Source organism: Halobacillus sp. ABR2_026 (assembly GCF_056158545.1).
On the sequence record NZ_JBSWTM010000001.1, the window covers coordinates 2728656 to 2749713 of the forward strand.

Consider the following 21058-nt stretch of genomic DNA (forward strand, 5'->3'; position numbering starts at 1 on the left):
AATGAAAAAGAGCCGCCATGATCATGATCACAGCGGCTCTACCTGTACCTTTATCCTAACGTCTTCCTCAGCCAGCTACATGATCAATCCACAGCGTTTTCAATTGGTCAGAAAAAACTGGTGTATGTTCAATGATCAGCTGCGCAAGTATCGATCCATCCAAAGCACCCTGCACGCCTGCCAAGGGTACAAGTGCCGCTATGTACAGCACCACAAATAAAATAACATAATTTTCGATAAAGCCTAATATTCCACCTAGTAACGTATTCAATGAGTTTAAAATCGGCAGTTCCGATACAAAATCCAACATAGACGCAATGATATGTAGAATGATTTTAGCCCCGAAAAAGATGATAGCGAATGCAACTGCATTATAAAAGGCCTGCTCCAAAGGCAGATTTTCTAAAAAGATCGCCCAGGAAGAATCCTGTGGCAGTTCAGGGTAGGGAACCCATAACGTTAGTTTTGGAGAAAGGTCATCATAGTAGAGCACAGCTAGTACGAAAGCCACTACAAAACCGATGAGATGGAAAAGCTGGAGGATGAACCCCCTTTTCAACCCTGTTATTACACCTATAAACAAAATGAAAAGCAACAATAAATCAATCATTTTTTACCCTCTGTCCTCTTTCTCTTTCTCTTTCTTTTCGATATAATTCATAAGTTCTGTACATTCTTCCTTTAATTTCATATATTCATTCATTGTATTCACAGCGGTCAAAACAGCGAGCTTGGCTGTATCCAGACTAGGATTCGCTTCATGGATCTCGCGCATTTTCTGATCCACCAGACTGGATACCATACGGATATGATGGGGCTCTTCATGACCAACTATAGTGTAAGACCGTCTGTTGATCTCCACTGTAATTCTTTTTTTCTCTTGGTCTGACTGCGACACATTCATACCCCCTAGTTTCTCTCAATCCTAAACTTAATATTAACACGAAGCTTGACAAATAGGAAACCAATACGGATGTTTTTCACAAATGTTCTCTTTTATCATCGTGTTTGCTATACTAATCCTATCATTTTTGACAGAAAGGAACCGATTATGCCCCAAGTCGTCTTAAAATTACCAGCCTCAAAATTAGAGGATATGAAGAAACATTATACTTCCCAGTTAAAGCATAACCCGCCGCCCAGTGCCTTGTTTGCAGCCAAGACTGCTAGTTGCACCATCACCGCCTACAAATCAGGAAAAGTTTTGTTCCAAGGTCAAAAACCTGAAAAGGAAGCAAAAAAATGGGGGGATGCATCTTCTTCCTCCACCGGAACTTCAAAGCACCAAGAAAAGAAACGGCACGCCTTTCACCCTGACGAACTATTGTTTACAAGCTCACACATCGGCTCTGATGAAGCCGGGACAGGAGATTATTTCGGTCCGATCACTGTAGCGGCAGCTTATGTTACCAGAGAACAAATATCCCAATTGAAAGCTATTGGGATTAAAGATTCAAAAAATCTTACGGATGCCCAGATCACGAACCTAGCGAAAGATATTGTCGCCTTGAAAATACCCTACAGCCTGCTCAGATTACCGAATAAAAAATACAATCAGTGGCAGCGGAAAGGCTGGAGCCAGGGTAAAATGAAAACCATGCTCCACCACCAGGCCCTGAATCGTCTCCTTGAGAAAATTGAACCTGAGAAACCTGAGGGAATATTGATTGATCAGTTTTCGGAGCCCCATGTGTATAAAAAACATCTAAAAAGCGAAAACCAATATCTCCAGGAACACGTTTACTTTATGACAAAAGCTGAAAGCTATTCAATCGCTGTTGCCACAGCTTCCATCATTGCTAGATCCGCTTTTGTCAAAGCCATGAACCAGATGGAATTTGATACTGGCCTCCCCGTTCCCAAAGGCGCTTCTTCAAAAGTGGACCGGGCAGCTGCTTCCATTATTGAAGCTTATGGTGAAGAAAAACTTGAAGAGTTGGCAAAAGTCCATTTCGCGAATACAGAAAAAGCGAAAAAATATTTGAAGTGATCCGTGACCGATCGGTTCGGCTGGGAGAAGTCCATGACTTGTCCGAAGAAAATGCCAATGGTTCTTTCCTCCCTGGCATGAAAGGTCATTCACAGATCTTAAAATAAAAGCTCAGAGTGTCTACACTCTGAGCTTTTATGATTGATCAGCCTCGAAGTTCAGCTTGATGTTGAGTTTTCACTGCTTCTAAAATAGATTTGTGTGTTTCTTCCACTTCCTGATCCTTTAACGTACGTAGAGGATCTTGGTAAAGCAAACGGAAAGCCAGGGATTTTTTCCCTACATCTAAATGTTCCCCTTGATAAAGATCGAAGACTTGAACATCTTTGACCAATGGATTACCCGCTTCCGCAATCGTCTCCTCAATCGCACCAGCCGTGATCTGTTCGTCTACGACAAGAGCAATATCTCTAGAAACCGACGGATGACGTGGAATCGTCTGGAACTTTTCTTCCTTCTTGTATTGATTGAACAAGAATTCCAAATTTATATCGAAGACATAGGTTTCTTTAAGTCCCAGCTGTTTTTGCAGCTTCGGATGAACTTGCCCGACAAAGCCGATAACCTGACTGTTCACAGAGACAACAGCTGTACGCCCAGGGTGCATATGATCAAGCTTCGCTTTTTCATAGGAGAAGGTTAGTTCCAGTTGGTCACTTAACCCCTCTACAATACCTTTAGCGACAAAGAAATCGACGGACTTTTTCTCCTGCTGCCACGGATGGGAAAGCCATTCCCCTGTAAGTGCTCCAGAGGCTCGAAGCATTTCATCCGGCTGTTTCGTCACTTTTTCTTCTTCACTTATAAATACGGTACCGACTTCATAAAACGCTAGATGTTCCTGTTTACGTGCAACATTATAGGAGAGAGATTCCAACAATTCCGGAATCATGCTCAAACGAAGCGTTCCATGATCTTCACTCATCGGCATAGCAAGAGCCACAGGACTTATAGCTTTATCCTTCACTTCTGGACTTACGAGCATTTGCGCTTTATCTTCATGCGTCAAAGAATACGTAATCGTTTCATGAAGACCCGCACTTTGAAAATAGGCTTTCACTTTCCGCTTCAGCAGCTGCTCGAGAGAGAGACCTCCAGCCTGTGAAGCTCCTTGAGGCAGCGTGAATGGTAAGTTATCATATCCATAAATACGTGCGACTTCTTCCAACATATCCTCAAAAATCGTAATGTCTCCTCGTCGCGTAGGGATGGATACGTAGAACGTATCTCCGTCTTGTTCATAGTTGAATTGAAGACGACGGAAGATATCCCCCATTTCCTCATTGGTAACCTCCGTACCCAGGCGGTCATTTATCTTATTTGCATTGACCGTGACTTGTTTTTCTGAGCGATCCAATTCATCATGCGACACGACTCCCTCCAAGACCGTGCCACCTGCATATTGAGAAAGAAGTTCACAAGCTCTCCGCCCTGCTCTTTCTACTCGATTCGGATCGACACCTTTTTCAAATCGTGTGCTTGATTCACTGCGTAATCCATGATCTTTAGAAGCTTCCCTTACGACTGATGGATGGAAGTAAGCCGCCTCCAGAATGATCGTTGAGGTATCTTCCTGGACTTCAGATTCTGCACCACCCATGACGCCTGCAATGGCATGGGCTTTTTCACCATTCGTAATGACAAGATGATCCTTCTTCAGCATCCGCTCCTGATCATCCAGAGTCGTTATCTTCTCTCCCTCTTCAGCTCTGCGTGTGACAATAGTATGAGAACCGAACTTGTCGTAATCGAAAGCATGAAGTGGCTGGCCATACTCAAGAAGAACATAGTTTGTAATATCCACGACATTATTAATTGGTCTGATTCCAGCTGCTGTCAGACGGTTTTGCATCCATAGAGGCGATGGACCGACTTTAATGTCTTTAATTAAGAATGCCCCATAGTAGGGGTTGGCTGTTGTATCGTCCACAACGACTGACAAACCGTCTGATGCCTTCTCTTGTGAAGTTTCAACATTCTCTTCAGCCAGTTCGTAAGTACCATCAATAGCTGCTGCTACTTCATAAGCGACTCCAGCCATACTTAACGCATCGGAACGGTTAGGAGTCAGTCCCAGCTCGATAATCAAGTCATCAAGGTTCAACAGGCTGATCGCGTTAGCTCCCACTTCGGCATCTTCAGGGAAGACGAAGATTCCGTCTGCGTATTCTTTCGGTACGTCTTTCTCATCAACACCGAGTTCCTGGAGCGAACAGATCATACCATTCGATTCTTCTCCTCGAAGCTTTGTCTTTTTAATTTTAAAATTCCCCGGCAGAACCGCTCCCGGTGTCGCAACCGCTACTTTTTGTCCTTGTGCGATGTTCGGCGCCCCACATACAATCTGCAGGGTTTCCTCGCCTACGTCTACCTGACAAACGTTCAATTTATCTGCGTTAGGGTGCTGCTCACAGGAGTGCACATAGCCAACGACAACTCCCGTGACTTTTTCCGCTACCGGCTCTACACCTTCTACTTCAATTCCTGTTTTCGTAATGATTTCTGCCAGTTCTTCAGGTGTATAGGCACTGACATCAATTAATTCCTGCAGCCAATTTAATGATACAAGCATGTTTTCATTCCTCCTTTAAGCTTTATGATACTGTTCTAAGAATCGAATATCGTTTGTGTAGAAATGACGAATATCGTCGACTCCATATTTCAACATAGCAATTCGTTCCGGTCCCATTCCGAAAGCGAAACCAGAATATTCTTTCGGATCATATCCAGCCATTTCAAGAACGTTAGGGTGGACCATCCCACCACCGAGGATCTCAATCCAGCCGGTTCCTTTACAAACAGAACATCCTTCTCCTCCACACACTTTACACGAGATGTCCATCTCAACAGAAGGTTCTGTAAACGGGAAGAAACTAGGACGAAGACGAATGTCACGATCTGCTCCGAACATTTGCTTGGCAAAAGCATTCAAAACACCTTTCAGATCGCTCATTCGTACATTTTTATCAACAAGCAGACCTTCAATTTGTGTGAATTGATGAGAGTGAGTCGCATCATCTGTATCCCGTCGATACACTTTCCCTGGACAAATCATTTTTACCGGTTCGCTTCCATCCTTAGCTCCCATCGTACGTGCCTGGACTGGAGAGGTATGGGTACGCATCAATAGTTCCTCGGTAATGTAGAAAGAATCCTGCATGTCCCTTGCCGGGTGTCCTTTAGGAAGATTCAACGCTTCAAAGTTATAATAATCAGTTTCAACTTCAGGGCCCTCTTTTATTTCAAAACCCATCCCGATGAAAAGATCCTCAATCTCCTCTACAATACTCGTCAATAAATGAGGTCCGCCAACATTAACAGGACGTGCTGGAAGTGTGACATCAATGCTTTCTTCTTCCAACTGTTTTTCCAACTCCGCATCTTCAAGAGCCGACTGTTTCGTGTCGATGGCTTCCGCAATACGTTCCCTAACATCGTTAGCTAATTGACCAATAACCGGACGTTCTTCCTTCGATAATTTCCCCATTCCTCTTAAAACTTCCGTAATCGGGCCTTTTTTCCCTAAGTATTCGACCTTCACATCTTTCAAGCCTTGGACAGAATTCGCCTGCTCTACTTTGGTCAACGCTTCCTGCTGCAGCTCTTCTAAACGTTCTTTCATGCTTTTTCCTCCTTTTTATATTCGTTTATACAACGATGAACAAATAAAAAAGTCCCATCCCCTGAAAAAGGGACGAGACTTGTAAAAATCGGTTCGCGGTACCACCCTTGTTGACACATATACACGTGCCCACTTTGATGTATAATAACGGATAAGATCCGGGCCAAAAGGCCAGCTCCAGAGTGAAAATTCAATACATGCCACATTAGAAGCACTTCCAGTCTATGGTGCTTCCTCCCTTAAATGATCTGCATCTATCTACTCGGCTCATTCACAGCTTTTATATTCATTCATTTTTATCAACTGAATATATTATAGTCAAAGAATCTTACGGATGCAAGGTCATCCTTTTAAATGATACATCAGAACAGCACCTGCAATTCCTACATTCAGCGACTCCGCCTGACCATAGATCGGAATATATACACGTTCATCCGCTGCATCCAAAAGGGATTGCTGAATCCCTTGTCCTTCATTCCCTACAATCAGAGCCGCCTTTTCAGGTGATGACAGTTGTTTATAAGGTACAGCTTTTTCTAATGCAGACGCCCAAATCCTGACTCCTTCTGACCTCAGGACGGCAGTCGCCTCTGATAATTCTTCAGTGATCACTGGAATATGGAAAATCGAACCTTGGGTAGCTCTGATAACTTTATCATTGTAAGCATCCACTGTTCCTGACCCAAGGATTACCTGATCAAATCCAGCAGCATCTGCGGTCCGGATCAGTGTCCCTACATTTCCCGGGTCCTGAACAGAATCAAGCATCAAAGTCAAAGCCGCTGGTTGGATGGAATCCTTTTTCTGCTTGACGACTGCAGCAACCCCTTGAGGTGTCTCTGTTTCAGCGACCACCTGGAAGACAGGTGCACTCACTGTAACGGATGGAATGGTTTCCGGTACAGGGAACTGAGTCCCTTCACGTATAATCATTTCAACAATTTCCCATTCACTTTTGAGAACCTCTTCCACGAGGTGGAAGCCTTCAACGATAAAAGTTCCTGTTTGGTTTCTATACTTACGTTTATGTAGTTTTTTCCATTCCTTCACTTTCGTGTTTTGTAAGGAAGTCAACATAGCAGTTCCCTCATTTACGTGTTTATTCTCATTCATCATACATAGCCGGACCATGGTTGGTCAAACTAAAAAAGAATAATCACGAAGCTTTGCAGCAAAGGAGGATCAATGAACAATGAACTTGAATTTAAGGGCTGCCATCCTTTCCAATGTCAGCGGGCATAATGCTGAACAATTGGAAGCGACTATCGATGATGCCATGCAAAAAGGGGAAGAAAAGATGCTTCCAGGTCTTGGAGTCTTCTTCGAAACCCTTTGGAGAGAATCCAATGAGCAGGAAAAACAAGAAATTCTCGATACTTTAGCACAGGGTTTAAAACAAAACCAATAAGAAAAAGCCAACCTGCATCAGGTTGGCTTTTTTCATACGGCGGCCATTAGTTAAATGTGATTTCCTGTACTTTATCCGTATCAAGTCCTTTAATGACTTCAACGATTAATCGTACAGCATTCTCGAAGTCGTCACGGTGAAGCATCGCTGCATGAGAATGAATGTAGCGGGTTGCAATGGTAATGGACAAGGCAGGTACGCCATCATGACTTAAATGAATCGCACCGGAATCCGTTCCACCGCCTGCTAGTGAATCAAACTGGTATGGAATCTCATGGGCATCTGCTGTATCCGTCACAAAGTCACGCAATCCTTTATGGGAAATCATCGAAGCATCATATAATATGATTTGTGGACCTTCTCCCATTTTGCTTGAAGCATCTTTGTCAGAAACACCTGGGGTATCTCCGGCAATTCCAACATCTACCCCAAAAGCAATATCCGGGTTGATGACGTTTGAAGATGTGCGAGCTCCACGAAGGCCCACTTCTTCCTGAACGGTTCCCACGCCATAAACGACGTTCGGGTGTTTTTCACCTTTCAGCTGCTTCAACACTTCAATGGCAATCGCACAACCAATTCTGTTATCCCATGCTTTCGCAAGAAGCATTTTTTCATTCTTCATTTGCGTGAATTCAAAATATGGAACGACTGAATCCCCTGGTTTAACCCCAAACTCCATTGCTTCTTCTTTACTGGATGCTCCTATATCAATAAACATATCTTTAATATCCACAGCTTTTTTACGCTGTTCCGGAGGCAGAATGTGTGGAGGTTTTGATCCAATGACACCCGTCAAGTCCCCATTGCGTGTCATAATCGTCACACGCTGAGCGAGCATCACCTGGCTCCACCAGCCTCCGACCGTTTGGAAGTAAATATACCCCTGATCATCGATCCGTGTAACCATAAAGCCTACCTCATCAAGGTGACCGGCAACCATGACGCTTGGACCTTTTTTATTACCCACTTTTTTTGCAATCAAGCTTCCCAGATTATCGGTAAATACTTCATCCGCATACGGAGTGATGTACTGTTTCATAACCTCACGCGCTTCCCTTTCATTACCGGGAACACCCTTGGCATCTGTCAAATCCTTCAACATTTGTAATGTTTCGTCTTTTTTAGCCATATGTATAATTTCCTCCTTTTCCTATCCAATGGATATTATATACCTTTTGAAGCGATTTCACAAAAAATTCTGTTTCCTGTCATGTTAATATCCCTGGTCCTGACGTTCGAAATTGATGGCATTCTTTCGTTCATATGCTTCAATTAATTCCTGTTCTGCTATTCCAAGGGTAAATCCTAACGCAAGATAATCGTAAAAGGCTTGTTGATAGGACGCCTCATCTCTCTTTTCTTTGAAGTTCTCAATGGAACGATACACTTTGAGAAAGGCGGTTGTTTCAGACGCTGCTTCGACCAGTGAAGAAGATGTGTACCGGTAATCAAAATCTAAGCCTAAGGATAGGAGGAAATGGACACCGTCTACATACTCTTCCAAAATTACAGATTTTTCACTCGGCCCTTTTTTACTCCAAAATTTAAAACACCTCGTTTCATTCGCAAGTTCTCCAAGCTCAACAAGCAAGGCAAGGATTTTTTCTTCAATCTTCCCCCCCTTTTCAATCCCGTGCTGTTCTTCAATATACTGATCTAATTTCTGTTGTCTTTTGTACAAAGATTTCCAATTCATAATCTTCTTCTCCTTCATCATAAAAATTTCTCAATTAATGTACCATTTTTTGAAACAAAAGGATACGTTCATACGTATGGAAGCAAAAGAACTTGTTTACAGGGAGATGAAATCAATGATCATCCTTTTATTCCGTCTACTATTACTTATCGCTATTGCCTTTATTATTTATACTGCCTATAGATTCATTGTCAATCCAAGAAGGAAGCTGGAACTTGCCAGAGACAAAAAACAGTTCTATTTTCATGATAACAAAGAGAATACAAAAGAGAACTTCCTTATGACATTGAAAGGACACGTTTTCGAAGGTGAGAAATACTTAGGAACTACTGAAGATGCGTTTGAAGTGGTCAACATCAGCGTCAGTGTCCATAACCCTGAAAGATTACAGGGATTAGACAGAGAAGATATTTATTTTATGGAACAAGAAATACTTATCCGTTATCCTTATGCGTCGATTGAATGGAAATATCCTATGAACCGTTTAATTATTCACCCTTTAAATAACCATGATGAAAAAAAGCCTCACTCCTGAAGGAATGAGGCTTTTCTTTATGGACTTGTTTGAAAGAAATCTCTCCATAAAAGTACTTCGTATTTTTTCCGGATCATGAAACACACCACGATCAAAGCTCCTGAAAAGAGAATCATTACCGGAATGGAAAACAAAGATATCCATTGACCTACAGATGTATAAACGACAGCAAGCGGCAGGTTAGCAAAAAGCGATGACTTCGCATACTCCTTAAAATCCGAGCTGATCTCCAATAAGCAGTAAGAAAGTAAATGAAAATGAATAAATGGCACGAGCCTAAGTACAGCAACCTGCTGAACGGTCAAGTGAGTATTTTTCTTCAGCCATTTTTCCTTCAGCAACCCCAATTTCTTCAACCCTGAAGGAACGAGACGGATCGTACGGTAAAACAATAAACTCGAAAGCATGGTACCTACTACCGAATAGGCACTACCTGCAATAGGTCCAAATAATACGCCGCCTGTAATACAAACTAGCATAACAGGCAAAAAGAAAAACGGTCGTAATAAATGAATAGCTATGAATAAGAGCGGTGCCCAGGCTTCTTGATGTTCTAACCATGCAAAGATGGTACTTGCTGTGTCGCCCATCTCATCCCCCTCCCTGTCTACATATTATGACAGGGAGTTCAAAGATAGAACCGATTCACCAGGTAGACGAGGGCTATGCCATACAAGAGAGTGATAAGAGGAAACCCCATGTTGAACCATCGATGTTTCGTTTTATGTTTAAAAACCTTCATACCGATCCAGCCGCCGAATGCACCTCCCAATAATGCTATTACGTACAATTTCTTTTCTTCAATACGCCAGGACCTACGTCTAGCTCGACGTTTATCGATCCCCATCATAATAAAAAGAATTAAGTTGATGGCGATTCCATATATGCCAAAAAGGATGAAAATATCCACCAAAACACTCCTTCCTCCTTTCCACCTTAGCTCCTTATCCTTGAAAAGTCATTTCAAGATATTAGAAGAATACATAAAAAAAGCCATTTCCTACCGTTCGGAAATGGCTCTTGACTTAGTTCTTCTATTACTTAAGGGCAGATTTAGCTTGCTCTGCCAAGCTTGCGAAACCTTGCTCATCGTTTACAGCAAGATCAGCTAGCATTTTACGGTTAACTTCGATACCTGCAAGCTTCAAACCGTGCATTAGACGGCTGTAAGAAATGTCGTTCAAACGCGCTGCAGCGTTGATACGAGCGATCCATAGCTTACGGAAGTCGCGTTTTTTCTGACGACGGTCACGGTAAGCATACTGACCTGATTTCATTACTTGTTGTTTTGCAGTTTTGAATAGTGCATGTTTTGAACCATAATAACCTTTTGCTAGTTTAAGGACACGGTTACGACGCTGACGTGTCACTGTTCCACCTTTTACTCGTGGCATGGTAATCCCTCCTATTTAAATCAGTCTATATTAGTCGTTTGGAAGCATGTGCTTGATGCGGCGGTAGTCTCCAGCAGAAACTAGTGCATCTTTACGCAACTTACGCTTTTGTTTTGTAGATTTGTTCGCGAACAAGTGGCTAGTGTAAGCGTGAGAACGTTTCACCTTACCTGTTCCAGTCTTTTTAAAGCGTTTTTGAGAACCTTTATGGGTTTTCATTTTTGGCATGTGAATTTCCTCCTTTGACTTGATACAATTTCTTACTTCTCGTTAAGAGGAGCAAGCATTAAGAACATACTACGACCTTCCATTTTAGGCTTGGTCTCAACTTGGGCAATGTCTTTGCACTCTTCCGCCATGCGTTCAAGTACTTTTTGTCCAAGTTCTTTGTGTGTGATTGCACGACCGCGGAAACGGACAGATGCTTTCACTTTGTCACCTTTAGACAAGAACTTGCGTGCGTTACGAAGTTTTGTGTTAAAGTCATGGTCTTCAATCCCTGGGCTGAGACGAACCTCCTTGACTTTGATGACGGTTTGTTTCTTACGAGCTTCTTTATCTTTCTTCTGCTGCTCGAAACGATATTTTCCGTAGTCCATCACTCGGCAAACCGGAGGCTTCGCATTTGGTGCCACCATAACAAGGTCAAGATTCGCATTTGCTGCTATATCAAGAGCTTCGTTACGTGATTTAACTCCAAGTTGCTCACCATTCACGTCGATTAGACGAACTTCACGGGCACGGATTTTTTCATTAACGTTCATGTTATCCTTGCTAATATCGAGCCACCTCCAACAAATTTTAGAAAACTTATATGATATCTGTCATCGACAAGATTTCCTGATACAAATAAAAAAAGTGTCGGTACATACTGCACCCACACGTCTCCTAAAAAACCAAAGGAATAAGTGACCTGCCAACTGCTTAACGCGTCGATCAGGTGAGAAGCGGGTGCTCCTACTTGTCTCTAGATCCGTTCATTCAGTTACCTAAATTATAATAGCATGCCTTATGATACATGTCAACACGAAACCTGCGTGGACATGACTACTTAATTTAGGATAAGACATGCACCCACAAAAATCAAGGCTTTTTTAGCCACCCCCAAATCCACCTTCTTCCACTAAAGCTCCCTTCTCTTGAAGATTCAGTTTCGAGATGTTTGTGTGGGAGTTAGGGGCTGCGGGGGATGACTCGCTTTCCGCGGGAGCGCGTTGAGCCTCCTCAGGCTTACGCCTCGCGGGGTCTCACCAAGCACTTTTTTCCTCATAGATATCCGGTTTCTGCGCCTAGCAGCTAGTGAGACTTCCCTCGCTTCTGTGCGATAAGTCAACATCGAATCCCTTCGTTCTTCGTGTTTCCTTTATCTCCTCCAGCTCAGTCCAGTCCATACGCCGCTGAACGAGGCGCCTGCACACTTAAGATAGGAGTCTCGCCATCCCCCTCCGCCCCTTGGCTAGATCAGTGTCTCGAAACCCCTTCATGAATCATCCGCTCTTCTAGTTGATGAGATGATAAGGTTCATACTTCCAAGCCAAAGGGCTAGAACCCGGAAAGCTATATAGCGTTTCTTGCCTACAACAATTGAGATAGAGGAAGGCCTTCCAACGTTGGTAAAGGGGTTCGTTTATCCCCTCCTGGAATGGGGGGTGGGAAGCTAGGAGACTCCCGTGGGAGAAAGGAGATTGGCGAGATCCCACAGGGCGTAGCCCGAGGAAGCTCGGCACTCCCCCACAGGAAAGCGGGTAGCTTCCCAGCCACCCCTGGCACTCAACACAATAACGAACCCCGAACCATCTCGAAACGGAGTCTTCAACAATCCTGCCATATAGCTAAATAAAAACCCGAAAGTCTTTGGGAGACTTTCGGGTTTTATTCTTTTACTTCCGTAAAAGTTTTTGATCGATTTCGTTGCGGATTTCCTGTTTGAAAGTATCCAGTGGTTTTGTTGCAGAATCTTTTTCTCCGTAACGGCGGACATTCACAGCATTATCTTTGATCTCATTGTCACCAACTACAAGTTGATATGGGACCTTTTGAATTTGAGCTTCACGAATCTTATATCCAATCTTCTCATTTCGTTCATCCACTTCTACTCGTACACCTGCTTCACGAAGTTCATCCTCAAGTTTTTTCGCGTGGTCTAGGTGGGCATCAGCAGAAACTGGAATGATCTTAGCCTGAACCGGTGCTAACCATGTAGGGAATACCCCTTTGTACTCTTCAATTAGGAAGGCTACGAAGCGTTCCATTGTAGAAACTACACCACGGTGGATGACTACAGGACGATGATCTTCCCCATCTTCCCCAACATATGTTAAATCAAAACGCTCTGGAAGGTGGAAGTCCAATTGAACAGTAGATAATGTTTCATCTTTACCTAATGCTGTCTTCACCTGGACATCAAGTTTAGGACCGTAGAAAGCGGCTTCGCCTTCTGCTTCCACATACTCAAGTTCCATATCTTCCATCGTCTCTTTCAACATGGCCTGGGCTTTATCCCACATTGCGTCGTTGTCCACATATTTCTCTGTGTCGGCTGGATCCCGGTATGAGAGTCGGAAATAGTAGTCATTGATTCCAAAGTCACGGTAGACTTCTTGGACGAGACGTACCACGCGCTTGAATTCGTCTTTCAATTGATCCGGACGAGCAAAGATATGAGCATCATTCAATGTCATCGCACGGACACGCTGCAAACCTGCAAGAGCCCCTGACATTTCATAACGGTGCATCATTCCAAGCTCAGCAATACGGACTGGAAGGTTACGATAGCTGTGGAATTGATTTTTATAGATCATCATATGGTGAGGACAGTTCATCGGACGAAGGACAAGGTCTTCATTGTCCATCTCCATAGTCGGGAACATATCATCTTGATAATGATCCCAGTGACCGCTTGTTTTATATAGATCGACGCTTCCAAGAACCGGTGTATACACGTGATCATAACCTAGTCTTTCCTCTGTATCGACGATGTAGCGTTCGATTGTACGGCGGATCGTAGCTCCCTTAGGCATCCACATCGGCAAGCCTTGCCCTACTTTTTGATTGACTGTGAAAATTTCAAGCTCTTTCCCTAATTTACGATGATCTCTTTCTTTTGCTTCTTCTAGCATTTGAAGGTATTCATCAAGATGTGCTTTCTTTTCAAAAGCTGTTCCGTATATACGCTGCAGCATTTGGTTATCACTGTCTCCGCGCCAATACGCTCCAGAAATGCTCAGCAGTTTAAAGATCTTAATTTTACTTGTTTGCGGAACGTGAACACCACGGCATAGATCGAAGAATTCTCCCTGCTGATAGATAGTCACTTGCTCCCCTTCAGGAATCGCTTCGATCAACTCCAGCTTCAAATCATCGCCGATCTCTTTATACTTTTCAATCGCTTCTTCTCGGGAAAGCTCGATACGTTGGATTTCTATGTTCTCATCAACAATCCGCTGCATTTCCTTTTCGATCTTCGGAAGATCCTCAGGTGTGAGAGACTCTTCCATATCGATATCATAATAAAATCCATTTTCTATGACTGGGCCCACACCAAGCTTCACGTTGCCATACAAACGTTTAATCGCCTGGGCCATCAAGTGAGCAGTAGAGTGGCGGGCGACTTCCAGCCCTTCAGGATTCTTATATGTCAAAATTTCAATTTCCCCGTCTTGTTCAATCGGTCTTCTCAAATCATAAGGTTCTCCATTCAATTTAATCGCCAAAGCCTGCTTTTTCAGGCCGGGGGAAATTGATTGAGCAATCTCTTCACCTGTCGTGCCCCGATCAAACTCCTTTAAGTTACCATCTGGAAATTTGATTTGAATCGCATTCGACATGTTTAACACTCCTTTTTTAATAAATATAAAAACGCCCGCCCCTCAGCACAAAGGCTAAGGGACGAGCGTTAAATCTCGTGGTTCCACCCAAATTCCCGCAGGGTATACCCATGCGGCTTCTTTCTCCTTAACGCGGATCAGACGCTGCCCATTACTAGTCGAGTGTTCACAGACAGAGCTCCAAGGTGGTAAACAGTAAAGCCGTCAACAAGGAGCTTCCAGCCGATGACTCCCCTCTCTGGTCCTGCGTCACTTTATGTTCGTGTCCTTTTCCAAGCCGTTGTTTGAATATGTAGGTTATTATATCCATTTAGGAAAAGGAAATCAACCCATTTTAAATGGAAATTGTGATTTGGGTCTCCAGGAAGCTTTTTCTTCAAAAATATTCATCAACAATTCAAGGTTGGAATGGTCCGTTTCATCCGAGTAGATGATCAACTCATCTGGAGCATGAGCAAGTGCTGCCGTCACCGGCCACTCAATAGGCAGATGAGAGATACTCTTATCCGGATACTGCTTCATGTAAAGCTTCGTTTCTGACTCGCTGATTTCATTACCTTCGTCATGATAATAAATCAATCGGCCATCATCCAGCAGATGGAGCAGTTGGACACCTGTGTCTGTATAATGAACCCTGTGACGCCAGGAGTCTACAAGTAACTGATAGGACTCCTCCTGTTTATACTCATCAATGATTTTCCCCGTGTATTCAATGAGCGATTCATGGACGGACTGCAGACACGCTGCGCTAAGCTCATCAAATTCAACAAAAGTTCTTGCAATTAAATAATCCTGAATAAAAGCGCGCAGGTAATGATAGATGGGCGGCAGATGAAGTCCTGCAGGGGGCTTGTCGTCGAAGTCTTGTCCTATCTCCAGTATCCGTTGGACTTCTTGTGGATCTTCGTAATAATACCTATGCTTCAGTACACCTTCCATCCACCCTAGAATCTTTCTTTTTCTCAACAATACTAAAAAAGCCCGGATTGCTTCTACATAGGCTCCTCCACTTAAAGAAGCATTCATCAGCCTGACATCAAATCCATTTCTATGCTCTTTGATGATCCAAAGCTTTTGCTCGGAGACTATAGCATTGTAGAACAGGGCAGCTTCCGTCCGATTAGAAAAATGAATGCAAAACACCAAAATTCCCCCTCGTCCCGACTTCATTCAGCGGCTATGTTCATATGGGGGGCATCAAGGGCATACCTGAAACCCCCATCATAAGTTGACGCATCTGTAACATAAAGTTGTCTTATCCCTGTTATATTTATGTGGGATGAGAAGGAATCATGCTAGTGTCTTCGTCATTTATTCCAGGTTATCCCCGTCTATTTTGGCCATTGACGTGGACGCCTTCACTCAACTGACGGATTCGCTCTGTAATCCTTTTCGCTTTCACTTGTTCAACGTCGCCACGGTTGCTCGTCATCAATACCTTTTCCAGTTCATTCAAATTATAATTGGACGTGAAGAATACAGGAAGCCTCTCCATCATCCGATAGTGAAGAATGCTTCCGAGTACCTCATCTCTGAACCAGGCAGATTGAGATTCCGCACCAATGTCATCCAACATAAGGACGGGAACTTCTTTGAATGCTTCAATTTTTTCATTCATCGAGTCATCCTTGATGGAGGCTTTGATTTCCCGAACGAATTCAGGCATATAAATGACCATGGAAGGGATATTTTTTGAACTGAGCTCATTCGCGATGGCTCCAAGAAAATAAGTTTTGCCGACTCCAAAGGGACCGTGAAAGTAAAGTCCTTTACTCGGCAGTTCATCATTCAGACTTTCAATGTAATGGACTGTCCTTTCAACAGCTGCTCCGCGCTCCGGGTCTTTAAGGTCCATACGCTCCAAAGAAGCTTCTAAAATTTCACGTGGCATATGAAGACTTCTCACTAAGGATTTTTGTTCTTCATGATGCTCGTGTTTTCGTTGACGTCGGCACTTATCATAAATCAACTTCACCTCAGAGCCCTCTACTTCCATTCGAGGGACATACCCCGGAAGAATATTGATGCACTCTTCACGTGTGGGACACTTTTCACAGTTTTTTGATTGCGTTCTGTATTCATAAAGCTTAATGAGCTGTTTCTCTATAGACTCTTCTGTTAATTCCTCATGTTCTTCCATCAACTTTCTTACTTCCGAAGAATCCATAACTTCAGCCTTCATGTGATTCATCCGCTTTTGGAACTGTTCATTGTTTCGCATCCATTTTTTCAATGATTGTTGAATGGGTTCCATACGTTACCCCCCTTTAATTTCCTTTGTTCGTCAGCCGCTTGATTCTTGCCTCTATATCTTCCGTATTGACCGGATTCTGTTCCTGTTTTTCATGTTGAGCTGCTTCCTGCTGCTTAAACCACGCGGGAATGACTTCCTCTTTTTGACCTTTACGCCTCTGGGACTTCTGCTTTCCCCACTGCTGGTATTTTTGGTGCTCGGCTTTGGCAAGGTTCATGGCTTGTCGGACAGTCGTTACATTCTTCCTTGTCCAATGACTCGCAATCTTTTCAAGATAAGGTTTGGATAACTTCATATCTGTTTTGAGCAGGACGTAATGGACAAGGACATTCATAACTCCAGGCTCTAACCCTTGTTCCGTCATCACATCACGGATCATTTTCAAATCCTGCTCGGAAGCGCGGTTCCCATGGGAGACGTCCTCAAGGAGCTCTCTTGGCGATATTTCCTCTAGCATTTGTATAAATTGATCTTCTTTCGTCCCATTCAGAGAAGTATTCTCCGCTTTAATTTTCTCTCTTCGATCGAGCGCCGTATCTTTCGGTCTTTCATTCTTTTGTTCTTTCATAAAGTCATGACACGCCGCTTTGAATTCTTCTTCCACCAATTGATGATTTTCATCAATGGCCCATGTGACAGCCTTTTCTAATTCAATGTTTGACAAATCATACAATGTCGCTAATTGCACAATCAGCTTCTTATTTCGTCCGGTCAAGATTTGTTCAGTAGGATACATCCGCTTCTTCAGTGCGTGATTCAACCATTGAAAGTCCACACGATCCATGGAAGCGATTGGTCCCCTATTTTCTTGTTGAAGCTTCTTCTCTTTAGCAATGGACTCCGTTTCTCTTTGGACCGTTTCAATCATTTTATTATGGAAAACCTCATCAAAAGTGGCTGTCACTTCATTAAAGCCTTCAAATGAGGTTTTGGAAGACAACAGTCTTCCTTTTAAACGCTCATATTTTTCCTTTCCAAGTTCATAATGGAGAAGCAATGAAAGCATATCATCAAGGAAAAATTCTTCAGGTGCAAATGGTGGATGAACAGAGTATAAATAAATAGCCTGCTTTTCTTCGTCTTGCGAACGGAAAGTCCGGAGAAGCCCAATCGCCTCCAGCTTTCCTCTTGCTTCATATATTTTATCCAAAGGAGCGGAAAGGTAAGACATCAATGTATGGTGGGACTGGATTTCTCCGCCTTCTAACATATCCGATTCAGAAATGAGGACGTGATAAAGCGAGATGGCAAGCCTACCTACGATCGGTTGATATAAATGTGATAACGAGCGATGAAAACTTCGTGGAAGTTCTCCGTTCCGGATGATCTTAAATCCATCCACCGGAAGCAGTTTCCCAACAGAGTAGTTCACAGCCTCCCCCTCCTTCAATCTTTTTATCATTTGTGAGCCCAAACAGGCTTCACTTTAATGGATCTTCTCAGAAAAAGAAAATGAGCCGGTTCAGGCTCATTCATTGTCATCATGTTTAATTAACTCTTTCAATTCATCGATGAAAACATTGATGTCCTTGAACTGTCGATATACAGATGCAAACCGCACATAGGCAACTTCATCAATCGAAGAAAGTCGTTCCATTACCATTTCCCCGATATCTTCACTCAAGACTTCTGAGACACCTCGGTTTCTTAATTCCTTCTCGATATCCATGGTCACTGCTTCAAGCTCTTCCACGGCTACCGGTCTCTTCTCACAAGCTCTGATCAGCCCGCGCATCAATTTTTCACGACTGAATTCTTCCCTTGTGCCTTCTTTTTTTACAACGATCAGAGGAACTTCTTCAATCCGTTCAAAAGTAGTGAATCTGAATTGGCATTGTTCACATTCCCTGCGTCTTCTGATCGCCTGTCCCTCTTCAATGGGTCTTGAATCAAGGACTTTTGTACTTTTATAGTGGCAATTCGGGCACTTCACGTATGATCAACTCCACATCATCTTCTTTTCCTCAATTTCCAGAAGGGTCCATTTTAGTGAACTGACGATCCAATTTATCATAAAGCTGAACGATCAAGTTTCGGCTGTAACCAAAATCAACCGGTCCTCCTGAGTCTGTAGTGACGGAGAAATCGACAGCTGTTTGAAAAGGGCGCACCATAATGATTGTCGCGACTATAAAGGCACGTCTATTCCCTTTATATTTGACAGTCAGCTCTCCTCGTTCTTTAGAACTTGCCACTATTTCAGAAGGCGAGGAAAACAGTGCTTCCACTGCACGGAAGAGATCGTCATGCTTTCCCTTATAATAGTGTGTGACAAGCGCAGAATCCTTATGCTCTTCACTAGTTTCAGAATGATTACTAAAATACCTGGAAATAAATGCTTTCACTACCCTATCTCCTTCAGATCCATTCGACATAATCTCCCTTTATTTTAACATGACTTTTTAAAATAAGAAATGATTATCAAATCAAGGTTCCATCCCCTAGACCAAAAGAACGTTCTTTTATAACAATCCAAAAGCATGATATCAAGACCTTTCACTCAGGGCTGAATATGACCGACCAAAAAATAAGCCACGCAGGCGGTTCCTGCGTGGCTCATTTGCATTATAAAGCGCGGGATTGCTGGACTTCTACCGGTCCCATTCCTCGCGGCACTTCGACTGTTTCGTTTCTACCTGCTTCAAGTGCATCTACGATGTACTGAGCAGCAACATTGGGATCAATACGATCACCACATGTATAAACATCAATACTTGCATAACCATGTTCTGGGAAACTATGAATCGTCAAATGTGACTCTGATATAATGACGACTCCACTGACTCCATGAGGAGCGAACTTATGAAAGGCAACTTCCCGCACCTCAGCTCCAGCTCTCAGAGCAGCATCTACAAAAACTTGTTCTATATACGACATATCGTTCAGCTTTTCTTCATTACAATTCCATAGTTCAGAAATTACGTGTCTTCCCATTGTATCCATATAAGGATCCCCCTTTGTACATTCACTCTACTACCTCTGAAATAACAGCCATGAACTACCACGGGGGAAAGTTAGTCCTGAGAGGTCCTAACCCTTTGAGTAGACATGAATGGGTATGAAATTCAGAAGTTCAAGAGAAAGTATATATGGTTTACCCATGATTTGCAAGAAATATTTTACTGCCGCTCCTCGCAATCATTCTATGGGCATAGATACAACAGGCTCAAACGACTAAGAAACACGTGCTTCTTTCTCTTGTTTCATCAAATTGCCAACATGTTTCGCCAGGTCAACCACTCGGCAGGAATACCCCCATTCATTATCATACCAGGCAAGAACTTTCACTTTATGATCGTCGATAACTTGAGTGGATAAGGCATCTATAATTGCAGATGAGGATGATGTCGTGTAATCAATGGAAACAAGTGGTTCATCACTATACTCCAAAATCCCCTTCATTCTACCATTCGCAAGCTTTGCAAACGTCTCATTCACCTCTTCGGCAGTTACTTTCTTCTTCAAATCGACGACCAAATCAACGAGTGATACATTAGGTGTAGGTACACGTAATGCCATCCCATTGAGTTTTCCCTGAAGCGATGGAATTACTTCCCCTAGAGCTTTTGCGGCTCCCGTGGATGTCGGGATGATGGACTGAGTACAGCCACGTGCCCTTCTCAAATCTTTATGTGGATTATCGAGGTTTTTCTGGTCATTGGTAAATGAATGAACGGTTGTCATTAAACCGTTTTCAATTCCGAATTCATCTTCCAGCACTTTTACTACAGGGGCCAGGCAGTTGGTCGTGCAGGATGCATTAGAGATGACGTCATGGCTTCCCGGCATATATGTTTCTTCGTTTACGCCCATAACGATTGTCGCATCCACCTGCTTTCCAGGGGCGGTAATGATGACTTTTTTTGCACCCGACTCTAAATGAAGCCCCGCTTCTTCTTTGGTTTTGAATTTCCCTGTTGCTTCAATCACAATGTCGATATCCAACTGATTCCAAGGCAATTCCAATGGGTCCCTTGTAGAGCAAAGTTTGACTTTACGCCCATTGACATGTAAGTCCCCGCCTACAACCTTGATCTCTCCTTCAAAACGACCATGGACACTGTCATATTTAAGCATGTGAGCAATGGTTTCAGCTGGATAGCTCGCATTAACGGCAACCAATTCCATTGATTCATCCGCCACAGCCTTTCTGAATACCATGCGACCAATTCTTCCCAAACCATTAATTGCAATCTTTGTTTTCCCCATGCTGTTCCAGCCCCCTATATATGATATACTTTTAAGCTTTAATTCGTAAATTAGTATAACATATTGCAACCGCTTTTACATACAGAATGATAACTTTCAACAAAAAAATAACACGTCTAC

The 21058-nt window shown here is 43.1% G+C and carries 23 protein-coding genes and 2 other annotated features; of the genes, 3 read left to right on the top strand and 20 right to left on the bottom strand.

Annotated features, from left to right (window positions below; genetic code table 11):
- Window positions 1–67 precede the first annotated feature (67 nt).
- Window positions 68–610: a CvpA family protein gene (locus ACXADE_RS14205; RefSeq protein WP_474981102.1), complete on the bottom strand. Its 543-nt coding sequence runs from the start codon at window positions 608–610 to the stop codon at window positions 68–70.
- Window positions 611–613: 3 nt separating this feature from the next.
- The gene (gene zapA / locus ACXADE_RS14210) at window positions 614–904 is read right to left on the bottom strand and encodes a cell division protein ZapA (protein WP_474981103.1); all 291 of its coding nucleotides are present in this window, start codon (window positions 902–904) and stop codon (window positions 614–616) included.
- Between the two features lie 147 nt (window positions 905–1051).
- Between zapA and rnhC the strand changes: the two genes are divergently transcribed.
- Complete coding sequence (rnhC, locus tag ACXADE_RS14215; protein ID WP_474981104.1) at window positions 1052–1990, top strand: ribonuclease HIII; 939 nt, start codon at window positions 1052–1054, stop codon at window positions 1988–1990.
- A gap of 145 nt (window positions 1991–2135) precedes the next feature.
- Here the strand turns inward: rnhC and pheT are convergent, their stop codons facing one another.
- The 3 genes from pheT to ACXADE_RS14230 form a co-directional block, all read right to left on the bottom strand.
- A complete protein-coding gene (pheT, locus tag ACXADE_RS14220) occupies window positions 2136–4562 on the bottom strand; it encodes a phenylalanine--tRNA ligase subunit beta (RefSeq protein ID WP_474981105.1) in 2427 nt (808 codons plus the stop codon).
- A 15-nt stretch (window positions 4563–4577) separates the two neighbouring features.
- The gene (gene pheS, locus ACXADE_RS14225) at window positions 4578–5612 is read right to left on the bottom strand and encodes a phenylalanine--tRNA ligase subunit alpha (RefSeq protein WP_474981106.1); all 1035 of its coding nucleotides are present in this window, start codon (window positions 5610–5612) and stop codon (window positions 4578–4580) included.
- A gap of 65 nt (window positions 5613–5677) precedes the next feature.
- Window positions 5678–5896: a binding site (T-box leader), on the bottom strand.
- A 58-nt stretch (window positions 5897–5954) separates the two neighbouring features.
- Window positions 5955–6689, bottom strand: coding sequence for a TrmH family RNA methyltransferase (locus tag ACXADE_RS14230; RefSeq protein WP_474981107.1), 735 nt, complete (start codon window positions 6687–6689; stop codon window positions 5955–5957).
- A 115-nt stretch (window positions 6690–6804) separates the two neighbouring features.
- Here ACXADE_RS14230 and sspI point away from each other — a divergent pair, with 115 nt between their 5' ends.
- On the top strand, window positions 6805–7020 hold the full coding sequence (gene sspI, locus ACXADE_RS14235; RefSeq protein WP_474981108.1) for a small acid-soluble spore protein SspI: 216 nt from the start codon (window positions 6805–6807) through the stop codon (window positions 7018–7020).
- Between the two features lie 46 nt (window positions 7021–7066).
- On the opposite strand, the gene ACXADE_RS14240 is transcribed toward sspI, so the two are convergent.
- Together ACXADE_RS14240 and ACXADE_RS14245 are read right to left on the bottom strand one after the other, a co-directional pair.
- Complete coding sequence (locus ACXADE_RS14240; RefSeq protein WP_474981109.1) at window positions 7067–8152, bottom strand: M42 family metallopeptidase; 1086 nt, start codon at window positions 8150–8152, stop codon at window positions 7067–7069.
- A gap of 84 nt (window positions 8153–8236) precedes the next feature.
- Window positions 8237–8719: a dUTP diphosphatase gene (locus ACXADE_RS14245; protein ID WP_474981110.1), complete on the bottom strand. Its 483-nt coding sequence runs from the start codon at window positions 8717–8719 to the stop codon at window positions 8237–8239.
- Window positions 8720–8834: 115 nt separating this feature from the next.
- Between ACXADE_RS14245 and ACXADE_RS14250 the strand changes: the two genes are divergently transcribed.
- Entirely contained in the window at window positions 8835–9254 is a 420-nt protein-coding gene (locus tag ACXADE_RS14250) for a sigma-w pathway protein ysdB (RefSeq protein ID WP_474982235.1), read from the top strand.
- 17 nt (window positions 9255–9271) lie between these two features.
- Here the strand turns inward: ACXADE_RS14250 and ACXADE_RS14255 are convergent, their stop codons facing one another.
- From ACXADE_RS14255 to ACXADE_RS14315, 13 genes are all read right to left on the bottom strand, one after another.
- Window positions 9272–9844 (bottom strand): TVP38/TMEM64 family protein, encoded by a 573-nt coding sequence (locus tag ACXADE_RS14255; RefSeq protein ID WP_474981111.1) that lies wholly within the window; start codon window positions 9842–9844, stop codon window positions 9272–9274.
- A gap of 38 nt (window positions 9845–9882) precedes the next feature.
- Window positions 9883–10164 carry a DUF1294 domain-containing protein gene (locus ACXADE_RS14260; protein WP_474981112.1) on the bottom strand — a complete coding sequence of 94 codons (282 nt, stop codon included), beginning with the start codon at window positions 10162–10164 and terminating at the stop codon, window positions 9883–9885.
- A gap of 127 nt (window positions 10165–10291) precedes the next feature.
- On the bottom strand, window positions 10292–10648 hold the full coding sequence (gene rplT, locus ACXADE_RS14265) for a 50S ribosomal protein L20 (RefSeq protein WP_035509566.1): 357 nt from the start codon (window positions 10646–10648) through the stop codon (window positions 10292–10294).
- A gap of 30 nt (window positions 10649–10678) precedes the next feature.
- Window positions 10679–10876, bottom strand: a complete 198-nt coding sequence (gene rpmI, locus ACXADE_RS14270) for a 50S ribosomal protein L35 (protein WP_079479460.1) — start codon at window positions 10874–10876, stop codon at window positions 10679–10681.
- A 32-nt stretch (window positions 10877–10908) separates the two neighbouring features.
- Window positions 10909–11412 (bottom strand): translation initiation factor IF-3, encoded by a 504-nt coding sequence (gene infC, locus ACXADE_RS14275; protein ID WP_474981113.1) that lies wholly within the window; start codon window positions 11410–11412, stop codon window positions 10909–10911.
- Between the two features lie 82 nt (window positions 11413–11494).
- Window positions 11495–11617, bottom strand: a sequence feature (ribosomal protein L20 leader region).
- A gap of 911 nt (window positions 11618–12528) precedes the next feature.
- Window positions 12529–14475, bottom strand: a complete 1947-nt coding sequence (gene thrS, locus ACXADE_RS14280) for a threonine--tRNA ligase (protein ID WP_474981114.1) — start codon at window positions 14473–14475, stop codon at window positions 12529–12531.
- A gap of 324 nt (window positions 14476–14799) precedes the next feature.
- Complete coding sequence (ytxC, locus tag ACXADE_RS14285; protein ID WP_474981115.1) at window positions 14800–15618, bottom strand: sporulation protein YtxC; 819 nt, start codon at window positions 15616–15618, stop codon at window positions 14800–14802.
- 178 nt (window positions 15619–15796) lie between these two features.
- Window positions 15797–16729: a primosomal protein DnaI gene (gene dnaI / locus ACXADE_RS14290; protein ID WP_474981116.1), complete on the bottom strand. Its 933-nt coding sequence runs from the start codon at window positions 16727–16729 to the stop codon at window positions 15797–15799.
- 13 nt (window positions 16730–16742) lie between these two features.
- Window positions 16743–18101, bottom strand: coding sequence for a replication initiation and membrane attachment family protein (locus ACXADE_RS14295; protein WP_474981117.1), 1359 nt, complete (start codon window positions 18099–18101; stop codon window positions 16743–16745).
- A 96-nt stretch (window positions 18102–18197) separates the two neighbouring features.
- The gene (gene nrdR / locus ACXADE_RS14300; RefSeq protein WP_474981118.1) at window positions 18198–18662 is read right to left on the bottom strand and encodes a transcriptional regulator NrdR; all 465 of its coding nucleotides are present in this window, start codon (window positions 18660–18662) and stop codon (window positions 18198–18200) included.
- Window positions 18663–18693: 31 nt separating this feature from the next.
- Window positions 18694–19074 (bottom strand): cytosolic protein, encoded by a 381-nt coding sequence (locus ACXADE_RS14305; RefSeq protein ID WP_474981119.1) that lies wholly within the window; start codon window positions 19072–19074, stop codon window positions 18694–18696.
- Between the two features lie 220 nt (window positions 19075–19294).
- Window positions 19295–19672 carry an adenosylmethionine decarboxylase gene (gene speD / locus ACXADE_RS14310; protein WP_474981120.1) on the bottom strand — a complete coding sequence of 126 codons (378 nt, stop codon included), beginning with the start codon at window positions 19670–19672 and terminating at the stop codon, window positions 19295–19297.
- 231 nt (window positions 19673–19903) lie between these two features.
- Complete coding sequence (locus ACXADE_RS14315) at window positions 19904–20938, bottom strand: glyceraldehyde-3-phosphate dehydrogenase (protein WP_474981121.1); 1035 nt, start codon at window positions 20936–20938, stop codon at window positions 19904–19906.
- Window positions 20939–21058 lie beyond the last annotated feature (120 nt).